Raw genomic sequence first — 18191 nt, forward strand, 5'->3', positions numbered from 1 at the left:
CCCATCTCCAGTCAGGGCGTCCTTGCCTCTGCCTTGGATGATCCCACTTAACCAGAGCGCGTCTGAAACGGCCTTGAACGCCGCATTCATCTGGCGTTCAACCGCTGCGGGGTGCGCTGTCTTGCGATTTGCGGCAGTCCATGACACAAGGCGAACGCGACGCTGGAGGTATGCTTGACGAGCGCTTTCTATCCCGGATCCTTCGATCCCATGACAAACGGCCATCTGGATGTGCTTGTTCAGGCGCTGAATGTTGCCGAGCGCGTCATTGTCGGCATCGGCGTCCATCCCGGCAAGGTGCCTTTGTTCAGCTTCGAAGAGCGTGCCGCCATGATCCGCAGCTCGCTGACGGAGGCTCTGCCGGACCGTGCGGCTTCGCTGGAGGTGGTTTCCTTCGATGGTCTCGTGATCCATGCAGCGAGAGCGCACAATGCGCGCCTGCTGATCCGGGGGCTGCGCGATGGGACAGATTTCGACTACGAAATGCAGATGGTCGGCATGAATGCGCAGATGGCGCCGGACATCCAGACCGTGTTTCTGCCGGCGAGTGTTTCGTCCAGACCCATAACGGCCACATTGGTTCGCCAGATCGCGAAAATGGGCGGCGATGTAGGCTCGTTCGTACCAGCTTGCGTCGCAGGTGCCTTGGCATCCCGGTTCGCAAGCTGACGATCTTTTTCAAACGGAGTTCACCATGAAGCTTCTTTCTCTCGCATTTGCTGGCGCACTGGCCGCAGCCTCGCTCGCTTCACAAGCCTTTGCGGCTGCCGACGATTTCCTGACAATCCAGCTGAAGAATGGTCCGGTGGTCGTTCAGTTGATGCCGGAAATCGCACCGAAGCATGTGGCGCAGGTCAAGAAGCTGGCCGCAGAAGGCAAATATAACGATGTTGCCTTTCACCGCGTGATCGACGGTTTCATGGCGCAGACCGGCGACGTGAAGTTCGGCAACCTGACGAAGGGTTTTGACGCCCGCCGCGCCGGCATGGGCGGTTCCGATCTGCCGAATATTCCTGCCGAATTTTCCAAGGTTCCATTCGAGCGCGGCACGGTTGGCATGGCGCGTTCGCAGGATCCGAATTCCGCAAACTCGCAGTTCTTCATCATGTTCGCACCGGGCTCGTTCCTCAACGGTCAGTACACCGTGATCGGCAAGGTCGTTTCAGGCATGGAAAATGTCGACAAGATCAAGCGCGGCGCAGGCGGCAATGGCGAAGTTTCAGATCCCGACCGGATGATCAAGGTCACCGTCGGCAAGTAAAGGGCGGACATTCCGCATAGAAGGAGAGTGACTATGGCCGAGATCAAGGATCCGGAAAACACCATCATCATGGAAACGACAAAGGGCAAGGTTGTCATTGCTCTGATGCCGGATCTCGCACCGGGCCACGTTGCCCGCATCAAGGAACTGGCACGTGAAGGCGCCTATGACGGCGTTGTCTTCCACCGCGTAATCGCAGACTTCATGGCCCAGACCGGCGACGTGAAGTTCGGCAAGAAGGGCGGCGAGAGCTTCAACCCGGCTCGTGCCGGTATGGGCGGCTCCGACAAGCCGGACCTGAAGGCCGAATTCTCGGCTGTTCCGCATGTTCGCGGCACCTGCTCCATGGCGCGTTCGCAGAGCCCGAACTCCGCCAACTCGCAGTTCTTCATCTGCTTTACCGATGCTCCGTGGCTCAACAAGCAGTACTCTGTCTGGGGTCAGGTCATTGAAGGCATGGACTTCATCGACCAGATCAAGAAGGGCGAGCCGGTTTCCGATCCGGACTCCATCGTTTCGATGAAGGTTGCTGCCGATATCGCGGCCTGATCTCCCCATCGTGAGCGAATTGAAGCGCTCCGGTGTGGCCGGGGCGCTTTTCTTTTTGGGATGATGCCTTTATCAGCGTGCCTGATTTTGAGCATCCCCTATCCAACGAACGGCCTTTGCACATGCGCGTCGATCTTTTCGATTTCGATCTGCCAGAAGAAAACATTGCATTGAGACCCGCCAATCCGCGGGATAGCGCGCGGCTGCTGCTGGTTCAGCCGCAGGGTGAAACCGTGTTGTCGGACCAGATCGTGCGCGATCTGCCGCGCTTTCTGAGAGCGGGAGACGCGCTGGTCTTCAACGATACCAAAGTCATTCCCGCCCAGCTTGAAGGTGTTCGAACCCGCGAAGGCGCGCCCGATATCGCCGTTTCCGCGACGCTTCACATGCGCACCGAGCCTGATGTCTGGAAGGCTTTCGCCAAGCCGGGCAAGCGCCTGAAGATCGGTGACCGCATTCACTTCGGCCATTCGGCGGAAACCTGCGCTCTTGGCAGCCTGGACGCGACGCTGGAAGACAAGGGCGACGGCGGCGAAGTAACCCTGCGCTTCGATCTGTCCGGTCCGGCGCTGGATGAGGCAATCATGGCTGTCGGGCATATTCCATTACCGCCTTACATCGCTGCAAAGCGACCGGAAGATGCGCAGGACAGCAAGGATTACCAGACCATCTATGCGCGGGAAGAGGGCGCTGTTGCTGCCCCGACCGCCGGATTGCATTTCACACCGGATCTTTTCGCGGCGATCGATGCAGCGGGGATCGAGCGGCATTTCGTGACGCTGCATGTGGGCGCGGGAACATTTCTGCCGGTCAAGGCGGATGATACGACCGAACACAAGATGCATTCCGAAATCGGCTATGTTTCGCAAGCGACAGCCGATGCGCTGAATGCCGTGCGGGCGAGGGGCGGGCGGATCGTGTCCGTTGGCACCACATCACTGCGTCTTCTGGAAAGTGCCGCAGCTGACGATGGCAGCCTGAAGGCCTGGAGCGGCGCGACGGATATCTTCATCACGCCCGGCTACCGCTTCAAGATCATCGATGCGCTGATGACCAATTTCCACCTGCCGCGCTCGACGCTGTTTATGCTCGTTTCCGCTTTTGCCGGTTACGAGACGATGCGCGCGGCTTACGATCATGCGATTTCCACAGGCTATCGCTTCTATTCCTATGGCGATTCCAGCCTGCTTTTCCGGAACGATTCACGATGACCGAGAACTTCACGTTCAACCTCAAGGCCACTGACGGCAAGGCGCGGCTTGGCGAAATTACCATGCCGCGCGGCACCATCCGTACGCCCGCCTTCATGCCTGTCGGTACGGTTGGCACGGTCAAGGCCATGTATCTGGATCAGGTGCGGGACGCCGGTGCCGATATTATTCTCGGCAACACCTATCACCTGATGCTTCGCCCCGGCGCGGAGCGGGTGGCGCGCCTCGGTGGCCTGCACGAACTGATCCGCTGGCCGGAACCGATCCTCACCGATTCCGGCGGCTTCCAGGTCATGTCGCTTTCCGGCCTGCGCAAGCTGGATGAGCAGGGCGTGACCTTCAAGAGCCATATCGATGGCTCCTTGCATCATATGTCGCCGGAACGCTCCATCGAGATCCAGGGCCTGCTGGATTCCGATATCCAGATGCAGCTTGATGAATGCGTGGCGCTTCCGGCTGAGCCGAAGGAAATCGAACGCGCCATGGAGTTGTCGTTGCGCTGGGCAGAACGCTGCCGGGTGGCCTTCGGCAACCAGCCGGGCAAGGCCATGTTCGGCATCGTGCAAGGCGGTGATCAGCCAAACCTGCGTATTCGTTCGGCCGAAGGCCTGAAGCAGCTGGACCTGAAGGGCTATGCGGTGGGCGGTCTTGCCGTGGGCGAGCCGCAGGATGTCATGCTTGACATGCTGAACATCACGCTGCCGGTGCTGCCTACCGAGAAGCCGCGGTACTTGATGGGCGTCGGTACGCCGGACGATATCATCAAATCGGTGGCACGCGGTATCGACATGTTCGACTGTGTCATGCCGACCCGGTCCGGTCGCCACGGTCTGGCCTTCACCCGCAAGGGTAAGGTCAACATCCGCAACGCCAAGCACGCCGAGGACATGCGTCCGCTGGACGAACAATCCACCTGCCCGGCGACGCGCGATTATTCCCGCGCCTATCTGCACCACCTCGTGCGCTCCAATGAAGCGCTCGGCGGCATGCTGCTCTCCTGGAACAATCTTTCCTATTATCAGGAGCTGATGCAGGGCATTCGCAAGTCGATTGCCGAAGGGCGCTTCGAGGATTTCATGGCTGAAACGCAGGAAGCCTGGGCGCGCGGCGACGATTGATAAGTCTGAGACCGATTGTCAAAGAGCAGACGCGACTTCGCGCGCACGCGGCAGAACCTGCCCGTGGTGTGAGGGTCAGTTCGGGCCGTATCTTGTCGGGATACGGGGTATGCGGTCGGGGCGCTGAAAGCTGCCTCGATATGGTAGTAGTAAGTGACACCTCTCAGCGCCCCGTTCAGCGGTTTATGCTCGCGACTTCGGTCTCTCTGCCTAGAATGATGATTTGAGCCCTTTAACCGCCGCCTGCCCGATGAAACCGGACGGACCACAAGCGGCGAAGCCCAAACCACCATTCCCCATGTGTGCCACACAGGCACGCCTGACGCGCCAGTTCGGAGATGAAATGGAGGGTTAGATCCGATGCCCTGCCATTTCCCCCGTGTCGTCAGAGGGAGACCATTTTCCGCGAACCCGGAGGTGAAGGTTTTGCGTCTACCCCTTCACGCCCGCGCCGGTCCCGCATCGCCAGCACGCCTGCCGGTGTAACCGTTGCGGAACGGGAGTAGTGAAACATGAGTGGAATAGGGTGGCGGAGTGAGGGGCGAAAAATATTTGAGACGGCGACGATTTTTTCGAACGTAGGTGGGTCGGATCGGACTTGAGTGCTCGACGCACAGTCTTTATCCGGGGCTTAACCCCCCTCTGTCCTGCCGGACATCTCCCCCTCAAGGGGGGAGATCGATCCGTAGGTAGCCCTTCGCTCCAGATCTGACCCTATCGTGCCTAGCAAAACTCCATCGATGGGAGATGGTGCGCGAGCATCTCGCACAGTCTTTATCCGGGGCTTGCCCCCCCTCTGTCCTGCCGGACATCTCCCCCTCAAGGGGGGAGATCGATTCGTGGCTAGCCCTTCGCTTCAGATCTGGCCCTATCGTGTGGAGCAAAACTCCATTGACGGGAGATGGTGCGCGAGCATGTCGCACAGCCTTTATCCGGGGCTTAACCCCCCTCTGTCCTGCCGGACATCTCCCCCTCAAGGGGGGAGATCGGCAGAACGGTAGACNTGCGCGAGCATGTCGCACAGCCTTTATCCGGGGCTTAACCCCCCTCTGTCCTGCCGGACATCTCCCCCTCAAGGGGGGAGATCGGCAGAACGGTAGACCTTCGCTCCAGATCTGGCCCTATCGTGCTTAGCAAAACTCCATTGACGGGAGATGGTGCGCGAGCATGTCGCACGGTCTTTATCCGGGGCTCAACCCCCCTCTGTCCTGCCGGACATCTCCCCCTCAAGGGGGGAGATCGGCAGAACGGTAGCCCTTCGCTCCAGATCTGACCCTATCGTGCCTAGCAAAACTCCATCGACGAGAGATGGTGCGCGAGCATGTCGCACAGCCTTTATCCGGGGCTTAACCCCCCTCTGTCCTGCCGGACATCTCCCCCTCAAGGGGGGAGATCGGCAGAACNGGTAGACCTTCGCTCCAGATCTGGCCCTATCGTGCCTAGCAAAACTCCATCGACGGGAGATGGTGCGCGAGCATGTCGCACAGCCTTTATCCGGGGCTTAACCCCCCTCTGTCCTGCCGGACATCTCCCCCTCAAGGGGGGAGATCGGCAGAACGGTAGACATTCACTACCCATCTTCCGTTGTGGGACTTTCCTGCACCCAACAAGTCAGGATTTTGGAGCGAAGGGCTAACCACGAATCGATCTCCCCCGCTTCCAGGGGGAGATGTCCGGCAGGACAGAGGGGGGTATGCGGCGTCCGCGCCCTATGGGCATCGCCCGAACTTACTTCCAAAGGTAAAGCGGCTGATTGCATGCGCATGCACGGAATAAATCCCCCACATCTTGCAATTGCAGCTGCAACCTCGGCGGCATAGACTGACCGCGGAACCGGAAGTAACGGGCCGGTTCCGGGGCGTCGAAAACCCCTCCGAGAACGGCTGGCATCCGCGATACGAGATGCCCTCTCAGTCACTGGTTGGTGGCTGAGTGATTGAGCTTGGCTTATAAGCTCTCCACCTTCTATGGCTGGGGAGGCCCTGACGCATGTCCAAGGTGCTTGCACCTAAAGGTCAGGGCGGTCGTTTTTCGGCGATTTTTCGAACTCCCCGGCCGCCAGAGGCTTCCAAGCAACTTGGCCTTTGGCGCGCCTTCTCCTCCGTTTCAAACACTGCGTGTTACACGATGCGGCGTGTCGGTGGGCGGGCTTTTGGTCGTTCACCGGCTGCCCGTGTTCCGCGCCTTGAAGACGCGTAGACCGGGAGGCGTCAAAGCCATGGACAATTACAATCTCGCTGCCGACCTGCTGGCCACCTTCCGAGCCTCGCCGGATATCATCAAGGCGCTATGGCTGATCGTGCCGCCGGGCTTTGCATTTGCGGTGCTCAAACTGCTGCTTTCAGGACGAAAGGCGGCGCGACTACCAGCGAAGATTATTGATCAAGGCGCTGCAGCCCCTTCGACTGCCCAGCTTGATCTTGAGCCTTTCGCGATCACGCATCTTTCGGCGCCAAAACTCGCATGCGTCATTGACCAGCCGCTGCCGGATAGACGCGATTGATGAGAGCGATGCGCGAAACAGTTCAGATTCCCTGGCTGGTGGTCTTGGCCAGCATTCGAACGCCATTCACCTTGTAGGTGCCATCATCCTGCAGGCGCATGTCGTAGATCGCTGTAGAATCCTTCGTTCCGCGACCCGTCAGAATGACTTCCTGGAATACGACCTCGCCGCCACCGACAAGTTTTGACCGACCGAACGCGTAGTTCACGGCGTGATAAAGCGGCTCGTATTTCTCACGCACCATGGTGAGGAAAACCCGCTCGTCGGGGAACATGCTGCGGATGCCGGGCGATGCGAAGGAGTAGGCGGTGCGCGCGTCATCGGTTTTCAGGGCCTTGATCTGATCAGCGATGATTTTCTGCGCTTCCGCGACCGGATCTTCCGCAGAAGCCGGGCGCACGAAAGCAAGGACGAGGGCAACAAGAGCGAATGCGAGTCGAAATGCCATGCGCGTTCTCCTCGAAGATGGAGTGACAGGATAATCCAGATTTTGCCGAGGTGAAGAGGGGAAACCGCGCATACCTTCACAAAGCCGACACAAACTGTTTCCGAGACGCAACTACGGCGATAATTCAGAATCCGATCATGCATTGGTTTGGGCGGCGATCTTGTTTCCGCCACAGCGAAGTGAGATTCGTTGGTTCGCACTCCCTCCCGGTTATCTCGACATGAAAATCCTTGGCGCTCCGGCGTTGCTGTTTTTCTGCAACGCCATTGTCTTCGTTACATTGTTCACCCGTCTGCCTGCGATCCAGCAAAGCCTGGGCGTGGACAAGGCGTGGCTTGGCCTCGCGCTTCTTGGCGCGCCGATTGGCACTTTTCTGGCGCTGCCCGTTGCAGGGCGCGTGGTGAATGCGCTCACCCCTCGTGTAGCTGCACCGCTTCTGCTTTCGGCTGCGGCGCTGACGACGCCATTCCTGACCATCGCTCCCTTCTGGGGGTTCTTTCTCTGCTTCCTGCTGTTTGGTTTTTTGCGCACCATTCAGGATGTCGCAGCCAACATGATTGCCACCGGGATCGAGCAGCGGACGGGCAAGAAGGTGCTTTCGCGAAGCCATGGTTTCTGGTCGATCGGTCTTCTGATCGGTTCGCTGGCGTCGGGGTATCTGGCGGAAGCAGGGCTCAGCCCGTTCCTGCACCAGTCCGGTGCGGTGCTTGTGGTTTTCCTCTGCTGCTTTACGGTCTGGCGCATCGCGCCGCCCGACATGCAGTTTACGGCGACGGCGGGAAAGCGACAGGTTTTCGTGCTGCCGGACCGCATCATCATTCTCATCTGCGTGATGGTCTTCGGCATCTGCATCAGCGAAGGGGCCGTGTACGACTGGGGGATTTTCTACCTCCGGGAAGTTCTTTCCGCCGATGCCTCGACCGCCGGCATTCTCTATGCGCTGTTTACCGTCGGCATGGGTGCCACGCGACTGGTGGGTGACAAGCTGCGGGAGAAGTTCGGTGCCAAGACGCTGGTGCGAGGTTCTGCAGGCGGCGTCGCTGTTGGGATTGCGCTGCTTTTGTCTGCGCAGGGCCTTTGGCAGGCGGGCATTGCGCTCTTCCTGATCGGATGTGGTGTTGCGCTTGCATTTCCATTGGCCGTGGCCACGGCGATCGAACGGGGGCAGGGGCAGCCCGCAGACAATCTGGCCGCGCTATCGCTGACGCTTCTGCTTTCGAATATCGGCGTTCCACCACTCCTCGGGTTCGTTGCGGAACATGCCGGGCTTCCGGCAAGCTTTGCTGTGCTCTTGCCCTTCCTGGTCATAAGCTTCATCATGGCGCCCGTCGCTCAGGGACGGGTGCCCCGATTGCTGGCAGGGCGTGTGCCTGTTGCTGCAAATGATGGGGAAAAAGAGGTGCTGGCCGCTGTTTCGCCACAAGATGCGGCGAGGGGTTGAGGCGAGCGATGTGACGCAGTACGAGAGGGTGACCTTGGAAAATCTTGCACCAGGTGGAACCGTGATCGACCCATACAAGATGCTGGGCGTGGCGCGCGATGCAGACGGCGCAGCCATCAAAACCGCCTACCGCTCCCGAGCAAAGACAGCACATCCGGATGCAGGCGGTGATGTGGACGCATTTTCGAAGCTGACGGCATCTTATGAACTGCTGCTCGATCCCGTGCGCCGCAAGGTTTACGATGACACGGGTTATGATCCGCAACTCACCGACAGCAAGGATCTGGAGGGACTGCTGGTCCTCGACACGCTGGTCAACGAGATCATACTGGATGAGCGGGCACCCGGCAGCTTCGACCCGATTGCCGCCATGCGCCGCAAATTGACAGACCGGATCGTCAATACACGTTTTCATATTCTGGAGCTGGAGCGCCATCGCGGTCGTATTCGCAACCATATGGACCGCATGGGCAGGCGCCCGGACAGCGACGTCATAGGCCGCATGCTGACCGCCCGTTGCGATACGATTGCCGATGCCATTACCAAAGCCGAGGGTGAGATCAAGGTGATTGAACAGGCCTATTCCATGCTCGACGGCTATACCTATGAGCTGGAAGTGGAACTTCCCAAGGCTGCGGAATAATACGGAAGGGTGATCCCGGGCTGGACAGGTGGGAAGCTCGCCTGCCTGTTCGTTGGCCATAGGCAGAAAGCGGAAAAATGCCTATGTTCTCCATCCCTGTCGCGTCCGCTTGACACAGCCCGGGTTCGATAGCCAAACCGGCACAACCCCAGACTGTTCCAGACCAGTTACATAAAAAGCGGGAGTTGGGCGGACGTTTCTGTTGCTTCCTCGCTGAGGCTGGACAGCGTGACGCCGAGCAATCGCACACCCTTGCGAAACGGATAGACGGTTTCCAGAAGCGATTCCGATATGCCCAGAACTTCTGCCTCGTTCACAAAGCACAATGTTTGGGTGCGACTGCGGGTAATCTGCTGGAAATCGCTGTACTTGACCTTCACCGTGACTGTCTTGGCGGTCATGTTGCGGGCGCTACAATAGGCCCAGATCTTGGCGACAAGCGGCGCAAGTTCCGCCTTTGCAGCACCAAGGTCGCTGATATCGGCCGCGAACGTATCTTCCGAACCGATGGATTTGCGCACGCGATCCGGCTTCACCTGACGGTTGTCGATGCCCCGCGCGATACCGTAAAAATAGGGGCCGGACTTGCCGAAATGATCGGTCAGGAAGGACAGCGATTTCGTCTTGAGGTCGCCGCCTGTATGGATGCCGAGCCGGTGCATTTTCTCCGCCGTTGCAGGACCGACGCCGTGAAACTTCTTCACCGGAAGCTGTTCCACAAATGCCGGGCCGTTGCGGGGCGTGATGACGGCCTGACCATTGGGCTTGTTCAGGTCACTCGCCATCTTGGCCAGAAACTTGTTGTAGGAGATGCCCGCCGAGGCATTCAAGCCTGTGACAGCCTTGATCTTCTGGCGGATCTCCAGAGCAATTTCCGTCGCGATCGGCATGTCCTTCAGGTTCTCGGTCACATCGAGATAGGCTTCATCCAGCGAGAGCGGCTCGATGAGCGGCGTATATTCCGCGAAGATCTCACGGATCTGCTGCGACACGGCCTTGTAGACCTCGAAGCGCGGGCGGACGAAAATGAGGTCTGGACATTTGCGCGCCGCCGTCACCGAGGGCATGGCGGAATGGACGCCGAATTTGCGCGCCTCGTAGCTGGCGGCGGCCACGACACCGCGCGCCGCTGCCCCGCCAACGGCAACCGGCTTGCCTCTCAGATCCGGGTTATCGCGCTGCTCCACAGATGCGTAGAAGGCATCCATATCGACATGGATGATCTTGCGGATCGCGTATGTCGATATCGGCGCCGCCTTGGACAACTCGACGGACTGGTTTTCTGCAGAGGTCTGCACGGCGAATTCCATCATCTCTCATGGCCGGAACAAATATGGAACATATCAGCCCTGCCTTGATGTTGGAAGACGAATTTAGCGGTTGTGGAGAATGTTCCTTCAACTCCCCATGGAAAGCAACCGAGGAGTCGCAGAGTGACGGAACCGGAGCGGGGGTCTCGTGATTGATGCGAGCCGCACATCGAGGGCTTTCCGTGACCGCTCCCACATCTTCCGATCTTCGCCGCTCCATCTATGCGCTTGCTGCGCTGAACTTCTTTCTGGCCGATGCCCGAGATGGACTGGGACCGTTTCTGGACGGATTTCTGGCCACCCGCGGATGGGAGCCCTTCACGCTGGGCCTCCTGGCGACAATCGGCGGCGTGCTCGGCATGGTCGCGACACCGCTTTTCGGCGCGCTCGTCGATGCTTCCTCTCGAAAGCGAACGCTGATCATCCTGCCCGTGGTGCTTGTGACCGCCATGGCGCTCTGGACGCTGGCCACGCCCAACAATTTCTCCGTCTTCGGCGGGCAATCGGCAACGGCTGTGGTTGGCGCGGTAATCGGGCCTGCCCTGATGGGGCTGACGCTCGGGCTCGTTGGCGAAAAACGATTCTCGGATCAAGTCTCGCGCAACGAGTTCTGGAACCATGCAGGCAATGTGTTCTCTCTGGGTGCAATCTATGTCGGAAGTCTCTACTTCGGCCTGAACGGGGTCGTGGGCCTGATGTTGTTGACGGCCCTGGCGGCGATCATCGCGACATTGGCAATCAACCCCGCGCATATCGACAACCGTGTGGCGCGCGGCATGGGGGCAAAGGAGCAGGACGATGGGCCATCCGGTCTTTCCGTACTCACCCATAGCAAGGGCCTCATCCTGCTGGCGCTTGTGCTGATGATTTTCCACTTCGGAAACGCGCCGATCAGCCGGCTGATTGCGCAGGATTTTTCGATCCAGCTAGGCAGCCCTTTTCGTACGACGGCCATTACGACGGGCATATCGCAGGTTTCCATGATCGTCATGGCCCTGATCGCACCGTGGCTCATCACCCGGTTCGGGCTGGGCTTCGTGTTCGTGGTCGCGCTGATGGCTCTTCCAATCCGCGGTGCTATCGCAGGGAGCTTCTCTGACTTCGCAGCCATTTATCCCGTGCAGTTTCTCGACGGGGTGGGGGCGGGTCTCATCGGCATTGCGACACCGCTGGCGGCAGAACGAATTCTGTCCGGCACCGGGCGCTTCAATGTCGGGCTTGGAGCGGTGATGACAGTGCAGGGGGTTGGCGCTTCGCTGAGCAATATCGTGGCCGGATGGCTGACGGATCAGGGTGGCTATTCGCTCGCCTATTTCGTCCACGGTGGTGTTGCTGCCTTCGCGCTCCTCCTGTTCATGTTTGGCGCAAAGGCGATCGCGCCTGAGCCGCGTAAAGGCGTTGCGTAACAATTGCGATGGATCCCGCGTAGGAGGATCGGAAATTCGCTCACTGCGCCTCGCCAGTTGCAATCCTTGCACTAGATGAAGCCCGGTCCAGATCCGCTGGCGCCAGTCTGTGCGTTTTCGTCTGTACACGTTTTTTCATGGCTTGATCCGGGGAAGGGATTTTCAATGACTGCCATCCGCAAACACATCAGCGCGCTCGTCGTGGCGCTTGGACTATCGGTCACAGCGGCACAGGCCCAGGTCGTCGTTTCCTCGAAGATCGACACTGAAGGCGGCGTGCTGGGCAACATCATTCTCAGCATGCTGAAGGCAAACAACATCGAAGCAACCGATCGTCTGCAACTGGGCGCAACGCCGATCGTACGCAAGGCGCTTCTGGCCGGCGAAATCGACATCTACCCGGAGTATACGGGAAATGGCGCCTTCTTCTTCAACAAGGCGGACGATCCGGCCTGGAAGGATGCGGCAAAGGCGTTCGAGACCGTAAAGAAGCTGGATTACGACGCGAACAAGGTGGTCTGGCTTTCAGCTTCACCGGCCAACAACACCTGGGCAATTGCCCTTCGCAAGGATGTGGCCGACAAGAACAAACTGAAATCGCTTTCGGATTTCGGGAAATATGTGACCGGTGGCGGGCAGGTCGTTCTCGCAGCGTCTGCGGAATTCGTCAATTCCGCTGCAGCTTTGCCAGCCTTCCAGACGACCTACAGCTTCAAGCTCCAGCCCAACCAGTTGATTACGCTTTCCGGTGGCGATACGGCCGCGACAATCGCGGCGGCGGCCAATCAGACCAATGGCGCAAATGCTGCCATGGTCTACGGGACCGACGGTGGCATTGCGCCATCCGGGCTTGTGGTTCTGGAAGACGACAAGGGCGTGCAGCCGGTCTACCAGCCGGCGCCGGTCATTCGCGAAGACGTTCTCAAGAAGAACCCTAAAATCGAGGACATCCTCAAGCCGGTTTTCGCAAAGCTAGATCTCGTGACTTTGCAGGAACTGAATGGACGCGTTCAATTGGGTGGCGAACCTGCCAAGGCAGTGGCCGATGATTTTCTGAAGAAGAACGGCTTTCTGAAGTAATCCTATGATTGATCGCGGAGCCGGATCGTCTTCCGGCTCCGGTCGGGAAGCGTGAAACGGGCAGGGCGGATTTGATCAAACAAAAGATCGACAAACTGGGGGTTGTCATCGCGCTCATCGCCATGCCAGCGCTCCTCTTTGTCCCGTTCGTCACGTTCAAGGCCAACCGGATTGTACAGGGACAGCCGGTTTGGGTTTTCTCGGCCTTGCCTGCATGGGCCGCCGCCTGTTTGACGCTGGTGGTCGTTGCGGTGCTCGTAAGCGCGATCTTGAAAGCGGGCGTGCTGGTCAGAATGATCGCGGCATGCCTTGGTCTTGTCACGGTACTCGTCGCGATCGGCCTCGCAGCCAGCTTTCTCACGCCGGAAGGCAACAGTTTTGCGCGCGTCTCGACGGCGAGCGGTTTCTGGATGCTGCTGTTTGCGTTTTCGATGCTGCTGATTGATGCACTGGCCCGATTGCGTCCAAGACCACTGGTCCGAATTTTCCTTCTCCTGGCCGGCCTCGTGCTGTTGGGACTGCTTGCGCGGAGCGGCGTCTGGAATGAGCTTTCTCTCTTGAAAGAGTTTTCAAGCCGAGCTGACAGCTTTTGGCGCGAAGCGTGGCGACATCTGGCGCTTGCGGTCGGATCGCTCGTGACTGCCTTTGCCATGGGATTGCCGCTTGGCATTCTGTGCTATCGGGTCGAGCGTTTGAGAGCCGCGATACTGAACGTTCTCAATGTCATTCAAACCATCCCATCGATCGCGCTCTTCGGACTGCTGATCGCGCCGCTCGGTTGGATAGCGGCAAATCTGCCTGGCGCATCGGAACTCGGCATCCGGGGTATAGGAGCCGCACCCGCCTTCATCGCGCTCGTTCTCTATGCGCTGCTTCCCATTGTGGCCAATACGGTGAGCGGCCTGGTTGGCGTGGATGCTGCCGTCAGCAATGCTGCCAAAGGCCTTGGCATGACCGATGGACAGATCCTGCGACGGATAGAGTTGCCGCTTGCCATGCCCGCCATCCTCACGGCCATTCGCATTGTCTTGGTGCAAAACATCGGCATGGCGACGATCGCGGCGCTGATTGGCGGTGGCGGCTTCGGCGTCTTCGTTTTCCAGGGAATAGGGCAGACTGCGACGGATCTTGTGCTGCTTGGGGCGCTGCCAACTGTCGCGCTTGCGCTTAGTGCCGCCGTGATCATGGACGCGTTGACCGAACTTGCCACCCGCGCTCGCAAGGAGATTGCTACCGCATGATCGAGATAGACGAGATCTCCAAACTTTACGATGGGCGCGCTGTCGTGGACCGGGTTTCGATGCAGATTCCAGCGTCGACGATCACCGCGATCGTGGGCACATCCGGCTCCGGCAAGACCACGCTCATGCGCATGGTCAATCGCCTGATCGACCCCACCTCCGGGAAGATCAAAATCAACGGGCAGGATATAACAGGCACACAGCCCCACGAATTGCGGAGGCGAATCGGCTACGCCATCCAGGGACACGGCCTCTTCCCGCACCAAACGGTCTACGACAATATCGCGACGGTACCGCGTCTCCTGAATTGGGACAGAGCAAAGATCGAGCAAAAGGTGCGCGAACTGCTGGCCCTTTTTCAGCTGGAATTCGACAGCTTCGCGCGGCGATATCCGCATGAATTATCCGGCGGTCAGCAGCAACGCGTCGGTGTAGCACGCGCCCTTGCGGCAGAGCCCGACCTGCTGCTGATGGACGAACCTTTCGGCGCGCTCGATCCGATCATCCGGGCCAAGGCGCAAAGCGATTTGCGGGATATTCAGCGCAAACTCGGCACGACGATTCTGCTTGTGACCCACGATATGGACGAAGCATTTCGTCTTTCCGATCGGATTGCCGTGATGAATGCGGGCAAGTTGCTGCAGTATGCAGAACCGCGAACGCTTTTGACGCATCCAGCGGATTCCTTCGTGGCGGAAATGGTGGGGCAGGCAGAGCGCGCTTTCCGCCTATTGTCCCTGAATGGCGTGGATGCGATTGGCGAAGATGGGCAGGCCGCTGGCGCAGCTTTGCCCGCGGATCTGACCCAGCGCGAAGCCTTGTCAGACCTTCTCTGGAGCGGACGTGATGCGGCGCCTATTGCCCAGCCGGAAGGGCTGCCGCCAAAACGTGTAACGCTTTCGCGCCTGCTTGCGGCGGCGGCGGAGCGATGATGCAGATCACGGCGGGTTCGTTGACAAGAGCGCTATTCGGCGTCGGCATTCTGGCCTTTCTTGCGAGGCCGGAATGGTTTGAACCGGTTCTCCGGCTGCTTGTCGAGCAGAACATGCCGGTCATCTACCTTCAGGGCAACCTGCTGTCTCTTCTGCTTCAACATCTGGCCCTGGTTCTTGCCGCAACAATGGTAGCTGCCATCCTGGCTATCAGCGCCGCCATTTTCGTCACGCGGCCGGTCGGTAGTGATTTTCTGCCGATTTCCCGCAGCATCGTTTCAATCGGCCAGACCTTTCCGCCCGTTGCAGTTCTGGCCCTTTGCGTGCCCGTTCTGGGGTTCGGCAACGGACCCACCCTCGTAGCACTGATCCTCTACGGCCTTCTTCCAATCTTCGAGAATGCGCTGACAGCGCTGCGCACGATAGATCCGGCGGTTCTGGACGCGGCACGAGGCAGCGGGATGAGCGAGCCACAAAAGCTCATGCGGGTCGAACTGCCGCTCGCCATGCCCTTGATCATATCCGGCATTCGACTATCCGCAGTCATCAGCGTTGCGACGGCCACGATCGGCTCCACGGTGGCGGCAAAGACGTTGGGCGAAGTCATCGTTGCAGGCCTGCAGAGCTACAATTACGCCTTCATTCTCCAGGGAGGAGTGCTTGTGGCGGCACTGGCTTTGCTGATCCATGATACCCTGATGATCGTGGAATATCGGGTCCAGCGGCTTCGACGCCCCTTGAGTGAATGAAGATACGAACCAGTGCGTTTCCGGGCGCCTGCAAACAGATCCCGTCGCGCAGGTCAACCGACTCGCCGTCGGCGCTGCCATCCTGGTAGACGGGCAAACGACAGTCGTCCCGCACATAAAGCGTAAACTCGCGCATGCGCGCCATTCCGTTCGGAGCCGGGCGCCGGACACCATCGCGGCGAACCTGCAAGGCCAGACGATGGGTAAATTCGCCGCCTGCACTCAGATCGCCAAAGCCGTTATCCGGCAGGAAACGGTTTTCTCGAAAGCCAAGCGACTTGAAGAAGGCATAGTCTGTTTCCAAACCGGAAACATCGAGATGAAGATGGCCGATATAGGCGAGATCGGAAACAGGAGCGACCGCGGCCAGATCGCAGACCTGTGCCAGTTCCCATTCCACATCGAGTGGAAGAGGAGGACCGAGAGGGCGATCCGAAACACCAGTCGCTGCAAAGCGGGACCCTGCGTCGAGCTCCGTGCGCCGCCGCTCCGGAGTTTCCAGAGTGACCTCCACACCTAATCCGTCAGGATCCGTGAAATACAATGATTTAGCGATGACCCGGTCGGTTGCTTCCACCTCTACATTCTTGCCGAGGAGACGCCTGAAGATACGGGAAAACTCTGCCTGGCACGGAACATGGATCGCAAGATGATGAAGTCCGTCAAAACCTTCTTGCGCGGCAACCTTTGCGCACGGGTGGAGCACGATCAACGTGCGCCACGCTGTACCGAGCTCTGCGACCGCGCCGAGTCTCCGAGGTTTCAGACCGACGACACCCTGCCAGAATGCAATTGCACGCTCAAAATCCGTCACCTCCAGATGAACGCATCCATAGAATGTCGTCTCCTCGGTCAACGAAAGAGGAGACACGGTTGCATTGTGGTTTGCCAAAATTTCCAATGTCACCCTCCCAGGAACATAGAATAAATAAATACGATTTAATTCGTCACTTCTAAATATTCGCAATTTTCATTATTGGCATCCGAATAGATAACAGAGGTTAGTTCAGCGATTTGCTTCGTGTTGATCGAAAATATCTCTTTATTCTCATGTGATCATGATCTAGATTGTGAATGCTCGATTTCTCAGGTGTTGATGATGGACAGTCTGCTCAGCTTGCGGGTTTTCGCAGCCGTTGCCGAATTGCGGAGCTTCGCCGCCGCCGCAGAGCGCCTTGAACTTTCTGCAGCCATGGCCAGCAAGCATGTTCAGAAGCTTGAACAACGGCTCGCGACGCGACTGCTGCATCGAACCAGCCGGAGCGTGAGCCTGACGGAAGACGGCGTCATCTATCTTGAGCGGGTTCGACGGCTTATCGAGGGCCTTGACGACGTGGAGGCCCAGATTGGCGAGAGCCGACAGGTACCCCGAGGTACATTGCGGATCAGCGCGCCGCAATACCTTGCAAATCCTGGCTTTTCGCAATGCCTTGTCGAGTATGCACAGCGTTATCCAAACGTGAAAATGGATATCGATCTGGAGGGCAGGGTGGTTAACCTTGCGGCGGAAGGTTTCGACATCGCATTGCGGACAAGCTACTCGCTTGACGAGGGATTGATCGCGCGCAAGCTGGGACATGTGCCGTTTCATCTCGCCGCTGCACCGTGCCTGCTCGAAAAATTGGGTCGGCCAGCACAGATTTCCGATCTGAACGACAAACCGTTTCTCTGTTATTCTCCGTACGGGACAGATGGTCGTATCCGTTATGAGGACGGCAATAGGATTGTGGATCTCCAGTTCAAACCGGTGTTTTGCAGCGACCACGAGCAGCTACTTCTTCAATGCGCCAGGAAAGCAATGGGGTTCATGTTCCTGCCCGCCATATTGGCAGAAGAGGAATTCTCTCACGGCAGGCTGGAGCGTGTTTTGCCGAGCGTCATCAACGTTGCTCCACCCCTTTATGCGGTTTACTCTTCCAGCGCCTATCTTCCGGCGAAGATCAGAACATTCCTGGATTTCATCCGCCATCGCAGCAATCTCGGCTGGTTGATCAACGGTGATGAAACAACTTCGGAATCGGGCTCATTGTAGCAAGAGAACCAGGGATTACGTGACGCTGTGAACACCATTCCGTGCACTCCCAGACAGGAGGCGAATATGGCGGAAGAGGTGGGATTCGAACCCACGGTACGCTTTCACGCACGCCGGTTTTCAAGACCGGTTCCTTAAACCACTCGGACACTCTTCCATGTCTGCCGACGCAAAGCGCGACGGCTCGGTTTGGAGCGGTTTATAGTGATGTGATGGCTTGCGTCAACTGCACTCGTACCGCACGCAACGGATTTTCCATGATCGTCA

Annotated in this window: 17 protein-coding genes and 1 tRNA gene; 14 read left to right on the top strand and 4 right to left on the bottom strand. The window is 58.6% G+C overall.

The genetic code is table 11. From position 1 onward, the window contains the following. Nucleotides 1-174: 174 nt before the first annotated feature. From coaD to ASD54_RS10180, 6 genes are all read left to right on the top strand, one after another. Complete coding sequence (gene coaD, locus ASD54_RS10155) at nt 175-669, top strand: pantetheine-phosphate adenylyltransferase (protein ID WP_062554446.1); 495 nt, start codon at nt 175-177, stop codon at nt 667-669. 25 nt (nt 670-694) lie between these two features. Next, nucleotides 695-1261, top strand: a complete 567-nt coding sequence (locus ASD54_RS10160) for a peptidylprolyl isomerase (RefSeq protein ID WP_062554447.1) — start codon at nt 695-697, stop codon at nt 1259-1261. Nucleotides 1262-1294: 33 nt separating this feature from the next. After that, complete coding sequence (locus ASD54_RS10165; RefSeq protein WP_062554448.1) at nt 1295-1810, top strand: peptidylprolyl isomerase; 516 nt, start codon at nt 1295-1297, stop codon at nt 1808-1810. Between the two features lie 122 nt (nt 1811-1932). Then, nucleotides 1933-3021 carry a tRNA preQ1(34) S-adenosylmethionine ribosyltransferase-isomerase QueA gene (queA, locus tag ASD54_RS10170; protein ID WP_062554449.1) on the top strand — a complete coding sequence of 363 codons (1089 nt, stop codon included), beginning with the start codon at nt 1933-1935 and terminating at the stop codon, nt 3019-3021. Continuing rightward, complete coding sequence (tgt, locus tag ASD54_RS10175) at nt 3018-4139, top strand: tRNA guanosine(34) transglycosylase Tgt (protein WP_062554450.1); 1122 nt, start codon at nt 3018-3020, stop codon at nt 4137-4139. Before queA ends, tgt begins: the two co-directional genes overlap by 4 nt. 2218 nt (nt 4140-6357) lie before the next feature. Next, complete coding sequence (locus ASD54_RS10180; RefSeq protein ID WP_062554451.1) at nt 6358-6642, top strand: hypothetical protein; 285 nt, start codon at nt 6358-6360, stop codon at nt 6640-6642. Nucleotides 6643-6664: 22 nt separating this feature from the next. Here the strand turns inward: ASD54_RS10180 and ASD54_RS10185 are convergent, their stop codons facing one another. Then, nucleotides 6665-7090: a DUF4864 domain-containing protein gene (locus tag ASD54_RS10185; protein WP_062554452.1), complete on the bottom strand. Its 426-nt coding sequence runs from the start codon at nt 7088-7090 to the stop codon at nt 6665-6667. A 220-nt stretch (nt 7091-7310) separates the two neighbouring features. On the opposite strand from ASD54_RS10185, the gene ASD54_RS10190 reads away from it, so the two are divergent. Both ASD54_RS10190 and ASD54_RS10195 read left to right on the top strand, forming a co-directional pair. Then, on the top strand, nt 7311-8531 hold the full coding sequence (locus ASD54_RS10190) for an MFS transporter (protein WP_062554453.1): 1221 nt from the start codon (nt 7311-7313) through the stop codon (nt 8529-8531). A gap of 79 nt (nt 8532-8610) precedes the next feature. Continuing rightward, a complete protein-coding gene (locus tag ASD54_RS10195; RefSeq protein ID WP_244484738.1) occupies nt 8611-9174 on the top strand; it encodes a J domain-containing protein in 564 nt (187 codons plus the stop codon). A gap of 167 nt (nt 9175-9341) precedes the next feature. Here the strand turns inward: ASD54_RS10195 and dinB are convergent, their stop codons facing one another. Beyond that, nucleotides 9342-10421: a DNA polymerase IV gene (gene dinB, locus ASD54_RS10200; RefSeq protein ID WP_162249577.1), complete on the bottom strand. Its 1080-nt coding sequence runs from the start codon at nt 10419-10421 to the stop codon at nt 9342-9344. Nucleotides 10422-10666: 245 nt separating this feature from the next. Here dinB and ASD54_RS10205 point away from each other — a divergent pair, with 245 nt between their 5' ends. From ASD54_RS10205 to ASD54_RS10225, 5 genes are all read left to right on the top strand, one after another. After that, nucleotides 10667-11890 carry an MFS transporter gene (locus tag ASD54_RS10205; RefSeq protein WP_244484723.1) on the top strand — a complete coding sequence of 408 codons (1224 nt, stop codon included), beginning with the start codon at nt 10667-10669 and terminating at the stop codon, nt 11888-11890. Nucleotides 11891-12055: 165 nt separating this feature from the next. Next, nucleotides 12056-12970, top strand: coding sequence for an ABC transporter substrate-binding protein (locus tag ASD54_RS10210; RefSeq protein WP_062554455.1), 915 nt, complete (start codon nt 12056-12058; stop codon nt 12968-12970). Nucleotides 12971-13044: 74 nt separating this feature from the next. Further along, a complete protein-coding gene (locus tag ASD54_RS10215) occupies nt 13045-14211 on the top strand; it encodes an ABC transporter permease (RefSeq protein ID WP_156379185.1) in 1167 nt (388 codons plus the stop codon). Then, complete coding sequence (locus ASD54_RS10220) at nt 14208-15143, top strand: ABC transporter ATP-binding protein (RefSeq protein WP_062554456.1); 936 nt, start codon at nt 14208-14210, stop codon at nt 15141-15143. The genes ASD54_RS10215 and ASD54_RS10220 overlap by 4 nt, the downstream gene beginning before the upstream one ends. Then, nucleotides 15143-15892, top strand: a complete 750-nt coding sequence (locus ASD54_RS10225) for an ABC transporter permease (RefSeq protein WP_062554457.1) — start codon at nt 15143-15145, stop codon at nt 15890-15892. Before ASD54_RS10220 ends, ASD54_RS10225 begins: the two co-directional genes overlap by 1 nt. On the opposite strand, the gene ASD54_RS26560 is transcribed toward ASD54_RS10225, so the two are convergent. Beyond that, on the bottom strand, nt 15783-16793 hold the full coding sequence (locus ASD54_RS26560; protein WP_162249571.1) for a VOC family protein: 1011 nt from the start codon (nt 16791-16793) through the stop codon (nt 15783-15785). The genes ASD54_RS10225 and ASD54_RS26560 overlap by 110 nt on opposite strands. Before the next feature lie 198 nt (nt 16794-16991). Between ASD54_RS26560 and ASD54_RS10235 the strand changes: the two genes are divergently transcribed. Next, nucleotides 16992-17924, top strand: coding sequence for a LysR family transcriptional regulator (locus tag ASD54_RS10235; RefSeq protein ID WP_162249572.1), 933 nt, complete (start codon nt 16992-16994; stop codon nt 17922-17924). A gap of 67 nt (nt 17925-17991) precedes the next feature. Here ASD54_RS10235 and ASD54_RS10240 read toward each other — a convergent pair. Then, nucleotides 17992-18081, bottom strand: a tRNA-Ser gene (locus ASD54_RS10240). Nucleotides 18082-18191: the final 110 nt, after the last annotated feature.

This window comes from Rhizobium sp. Root149 (assembly GCF_001427345.1).
Lineage (GTDB): Bacteria > Pseudomonadota > Alphaproteobacteria > Rhizobiales > Rhizobiaceae > Neorhizobium > Neorhizobium rhizoryzae.